3 protein-coding genes are annotated in these 5185 nt (G+C 66.1%); 1 reads left to right on the plus strand and 2 read right to left on the minus strand.

Annotation, left to right across the window (positions count from 1 at the left end; all coding sequences use genetic code 11):
- The coding region (locus ACE3S9_RS14455) for an autotransporter domain-containing protein (RefSeq protein WP_374547181.1) at window positions 1-2586 on the plus strand (2586 nt) is incomplete at its 5' end.
- A gap of 18 nt (window positions 2587-2604) precedes the next feature.
- Here the strand turns inward: ACE3S9_RS14455 and msrA are convergent.
- Together msrA and ACE3S9_RS14465 are read right to left on the minus strand one after the other, a co-directional pair.
- Window positions 2605-3309 (minus strand): peptide-methionine (S)-S-oxide reductase MsrA, encoded by a 705-nt coding sequence (gene msrA, locus ACE3S9_RS14460; protein ID WP_374547182.1) that lies wholly within the window; start codon window positions 3307-3309, stop codon window positions 2605-2607.
- A 14-nt stretch (window positions 3310-3323) separates the two neighbouring features.
- Window positions 3324-5147 carry a cytochrome c biogenesis protein DipZ gene (locus ACE3S9_RS14465; protein WP_374547183.1) on the minus strand — a complete coding sequence of 608 codons (1824 nt, stop codon included), beginning with the start codon at window positions 5145-5147 and terminating at the stop codon, window positions 3324-3326.
- Window positions 5148-5185: the final 38 nt, after the last annotated feature.

Genomic DNA, 5185 nt, shown 5'->3' on the forward strand with positions numbered 1-5185 from the left:
GTCACCCAGACCTTTTTCAGCGCCTTCGACCCGTCGAAACTGACCACCACGTCCAGCGGCTCGCCGGCCACCCTGACCGCGCGCTACAATGGCGCGACGCTGAACGCCATGGCGGTGATGTATAGCGACGACAACACCAATGAATTCGTCGTCAACAATCTCGCCGGCGGTCAGATTCTGGCGACGGGCCATTTCGCCACGACCTATTACGGGCGCGCCGACACCACCATCGAAAATTCCGGGACCATCGCCAACACCAATTGGACCAGCGCCGACACGATCGCCAGCGGACACTGGGCCATCGCGGCTTATGCGGGCACGGATTATGCCACCGCGCCGAACACCAATCCCGACAGCACGATCGTGCTGCCCAACGCCGACGGTTCGGTGAATGTCGAGGAGACTTCAGCGCTGACCGTCACCAATAATCGCGGCGCGACCATCAAGGGCGACATTCTGGCGCTCGACATCACGCCGCTGGTCTATGCGGCGGCGGTCGGCTCAAGCACGGATCCCTTCCCCAACATGAGCCAGACCGATCTGCTGCAATTGCCGGTCTCGGCGAGCAGCGCCGGACCGCGCGATTCCAACATCCAGAACTATGGAACCATCGCGGGCAATCTCTATCTCGGCTCCGGAACCCATGTGATCGACAACGCCGCCGGCGCAACGTTGCAAGGCAATGTCTCTGTCGATCAGCGACCGTTCCAGGTGGTCTTTTCCGTGCCGACGCCGGGATCGGTCGACGGAACCTATCTGAGCGCGGGCGGAACCGACTTCAACGGCAATTCCTGCCCCACAGCCGGATCGAACACCGACAACCCCGGCTGCGCCACCACCAGCAAACAATTGGCGAGCGTCGTCGGCGGCCAGTCGCTGACCCTCACCAATGAAGGAACGCTGACCGGCGACATCCGCATTTTCGATCAGCCAACCTCCGTCAATTCGATCACGCTTACGGGGTCCGGTTTTGCCGGCAATATTGTCGCCATCAACGGGACGGGCTCCAACAGCCTCGTACTCGACGGCGTGACCAATCTCGCCAGCGTCAATAATTTCAGCTCGGTCGACCTGACGACCTCGCGCGTCACCGTGACGGCCAACGCCGCCACCACCACGCCCGGAATCACCCTGGTTCCGAACGCCACGCTCGGCACCACCATTTTCGGACCCGGCGGAACCGCGGCGGCGCCCTCGACCAATCTCGGCTCGATCAACGGGCAACTGGTCCTCGGCGGCGCGACCACCATCGTTCCGACCTTCGCCGCCATCGTGCACAACGGCGACGTCTATCAGCTGGCGTCCAATGTTTCCGGCGATGTCTCGGACCTGTCCGTCGTCAACAGCGGCGCGCTGGTGAAACTGGCCGTCGACGGCAGTTCGGGCGCCCTGCTGCTCAACGCCAGCGTGCTCAGCGCCTATCAAATTCCCGGCCTGTCCCAGTCCGGCGCGGCGGCGCTCAACGGCCTGATGACCTATGGCGGCTCCAACGCCAAGGTCCAGGGGCTCGGCGTCGCGGTTCAGGCGCTGCCCACGCTCACCGTCGTCCGCATGGCGGCGGAGCAATTGAGCCCCTCGGTCAATGGCGCGTCGATCCAGATTCCGCTGGCGATCAACAATCTGTTCGCCAGCCAGATCTTCAACCGGATGGACGCCAGCGTTTACGGCGGGCTCTATGCGCCCTCCGCCGGTCCGCGCGATTTCGTCGGCAGCGCGGCGCCGGTTTACAAGGGTCCGTTGGAGGCGCCGCAAGACGAAGGCGTCTGGTTCAACGTGGTCGGGTCGAACATCACCCAGCAGCAGACCGGGGGCGTCTCCGGCTATGATTCCAATTTCGGCGGCTTCATCGCCGGCCTCGATCGCGCCTTCGGTCCCGGCCTGCGCTTCGGCGGCGCGATCGGCTACGCCACCGGCTCGGCGAAGAACAGCAGCATTTCCGACGCCAATCTGGATGTGCAGACGGTCGAAGGCATGGTCTATGGCGCGCTGGTTCAGCCGACCTGGTACGTCAAGGGCGATATCGGCGTCGGCAGCCTGAATTATACATCGACCCGCACCGTCACTTTCCCCGGCTATTACGATTACGCCACCGCCAATCGCAACGGCCTGCTCTATAGCGCGGGCCTCGACGCCGGGCGGCCCTTCGCCTTCGCCATGGGAACGCTGATCCCGGTCGCCTCCCTGCTCTACGCCCATATCGACCAGGACGCCTATCTGGAAAAGAGCTATGCCGGCGCCGGCCTGAATGTCGCCAGCCAGCAGACCAATTCGCTGCAATCGGGGCTTGGCCTCAAGGCGATCATGCCGTTCAGCGTGACCCCGTCGCTCGCCTCGGCGGTGGAATTGCGCGCGGTCTGGCAGCATGAATTCCTCGACACGGCGGAATCCGTGACGGCGGCTTTCATCGGCGGCGGCAACTTCCAGGCGGTCGGCCCGCAGCCGACCCGCGACCTCGCCGATGTCGGCGCGGCTTTGCGCATGGCCCTGCTGAGCCAGCAACAGAATTTCGAGGTCAGCTACAACGCCCGGCTCGGCTCCAATTATACCGAGCAGGTCGGCATGTTGCGGGCGCGCTACGACTTCTGAAACCCGCGCGCCGGGGCCTCAGCCCCCGGCGGCGCCGACCAAAGCCGGATCGTCGCGATAAAGGCCCGGATAGAGCCGTTTCAGCGCGGCGACCTTGGGCAGGTCATTGATGACGATATAGGGATAGGTCGGGTTGCGGGCCAGGAAATCCTGGTGATAGCCCTCGGCCGGATAAAAGACCTTGCCGTTCTCGATCTTGGTGACAATCGCGGCGTCGAAGGCGCGCGCCTGATTGAGCTGGGCGATATAGGCGCGAGCGATTTTGGCCTGCGCCTCGTCGCCCGGGAAAATCGCCGAGCGATATTGCGTCCCATGATCGGGCCCCTGCCGGTTGAGCTGGGTCGGGTCATGCGCCACGCCGAAATAGATTTGCAGGATACGCCCGAGGCTGACTTGCGACGGGTCAAAGGTCACCGCCACCGCCTCGGCATGGCCGGTGTCGCCGCTGCTGGTCATTTCGTAATGCGCGGTCGCGGCCTCGCCGCCGGCATAGCCCGAAACCGCCTTCCTGACGCCCTTGACGTGTTCGAACACGCCCTGGACGCCCCAGAAACAGCCGCCCGCCAGCACGATGGTTTCCGATCCCGACTTCGACGCCTGTTCGTCGAGCGTCGGCGCCGGCAGGTCGCGCGGTCTCTCTTCGGCGACGGCGCCCGGAACGACCCACGCGAGCGCGGCGGCCAGCGCCGCCGCCGACAGGAAGGGAACAAACTTGTTTTTCATAGCGAAACTCCTGATCAACCGAAGGTGAAGGCATAGGCGCGCACGCCGGGATCGAGGAATTCGATCCGGAACAGCCGGTCGCGCGCGGCGCCAGACTGGCGCACGAGCTGGTAGAGCCGTTCGCCGGCAACGGTCCCCTCGCCCGCCGCGTTGACATCCGCGCCGTGGTCGTCGCCCGGCGCTGCGCCGTCGACGGTCACGCGGAAGCGAACCGGCTTGCCGTCCGCGCCGGGGCCGAGCACGAGATGCAGGTCGCGGGCGTGGAACTTGAAGGCGATTGCGCCGCCGGCGCGATCCAGATCGGCGCGCTCCTCGCCGATGGTCCAGTCGCCGGCGAGGCTCCACTCATTGAGACGCAGATCCGCGCCCGCATAGAGATGGGACTCATTCTCGACCGCGCCGCCGGGCGAGGCGAAATTTTCCGCGCGGGCGAAGCCGATATAGGTTTCGGGCGAACCGACGTCGGCGAGATTGGCCGCCGCCTCGACGCCCTTGGCTTCGACTTTGACCACACCGGCCGCCGCGCCGCTCGCGCCCGCCTCGGCCAGCAGCTGCTGGATCACCTTTTCGGATTGGTCATATTCGCCTTCGCCGAAATGATGGTGGCGGACGCGGCCCTGCGCGTCGATGAAATAATGCGCCGGCCAATATTGGTTGCGGAAGGCGCGCCAGATCGCGAAATCATTGTCGATCGCCACGGGATAGGTCACGCCGAGATCGGCTACGGCGCGCTTCACATTGCCGACGTCGCGCTCGAAGGCGAATTCCGGCGCATGGACCCCGATCACCACCAGGCCCTGGTCGCGATATTTGTCGGCCCAGGCGCGCACATAGGGCAGAGCGCGCAGGCAATTGATGCAGGAATAGGTCCAGAAATCGACCAGCACCACCTTGCCCTTCAGCGCCTCGTTGGAGAGCGGCGGCGAATTGAGCCATTCCACCGCCCCCGACAGCGAGGGCGCAGGGCCTTCCACCAGCAATTCGTCGGCTTTGGCTTTCGCCGGCAAGGGCGCCATGGCGGGGGCGTCGCCGCTTTTCATCATCATGGCGCCGGCCGCATCGCCCGGCGCCATCACGACGGAGGCGCTCTGGCCGCCATCCGCCTGCGCGGGCGAGAGGCCGAAGCGGTCGAGCAGCGCCTCTTCCCAGCGGCCGGTATTGGCCAGCGAGAGATTGGCGAGGACGCCGGTGTCGAGCCCGAGCGCAATGGCCGCGACCGCCGCCAGAACCACAGCGCCAAATGCGCGCCGCGCCCATTCGCCCAAGCCCAGCGAGCGTTTCATCGCCGCGAAGACGCGGCCGCCGACCAGCAGCGCCAGCGCCAGCGAGGTCGCCGCGCCGAGGCCATAGGCCAGCAGCAGCAAAGTCGTTCCCACCGTCGCGCCCTGCAAGGCGGCGCCGGTCAGGATGATCCCCAGGATCGGGCCCGCGCAGGGCGCCCAGAGCAACCCGGTTGCGACGCCGAGTAACAAAGCCGCGCCGAACCCGCCCTGTTCGCCGGCGGAATCGGCGCGCTGTGACAGCCGCGCGCCAAAGGCGACCAGCGGCGCGGACAGCCGTTCGGCGAGGCCGGGCCACAGCAAAGCGAGGCCGAACAAGGCGAGCAGCGCCAGAGCGACGCCCCGGCCGATGGAATTGGCCTGCGCCGCCCAGCCGCCGCCGAAGGCCGCGAGCGTGGCGACCAGCGCGAAAGTCGCCGCCATGCCGAGCAGCATGGGCAGGCCACGCCGCCGGAAGGACTGCCCCGCCCCCGCGAAGACGAAGGGCAGCACCGGCAGAATGCAGGGGCTGGCGATGGTAAGGGCGCCGCCCAGAAAGGCGAGAAGAAAGAGAATCATGCCGAAGGCGCTCCGGGCGTCAGGCCGGTTTGAATTTC

It is taken from the genome of Rhodoblastus sp. (assembly GCF_041915505.1).
In the GTDB taxonomy this organism is placed as follows: domain Bacteria; phylum Pseudomonadota; class Alphaproteobacteria; order Rhizobiales; family Beijerinckiaceae; genus Rhodoblastus.

Excerpts from the sequence above, each read along its gene's own strand:
- msrA (WP_374547182.1), bottom strand. The coding sequence starts at position 3,309 with ATGAAAAACAAGTTTGTTCCCTTCCTGTCGGCGGCGGCGCTGGCCGCC.
- ACE3S9_RS14465 (WP_374547183.1), bottom strand. The coding sequence starts at position 5,147 with ATGATTCTCTTTCTTCTCGCCTTTCTGGGCGGCGCCCTTACCATCGCC.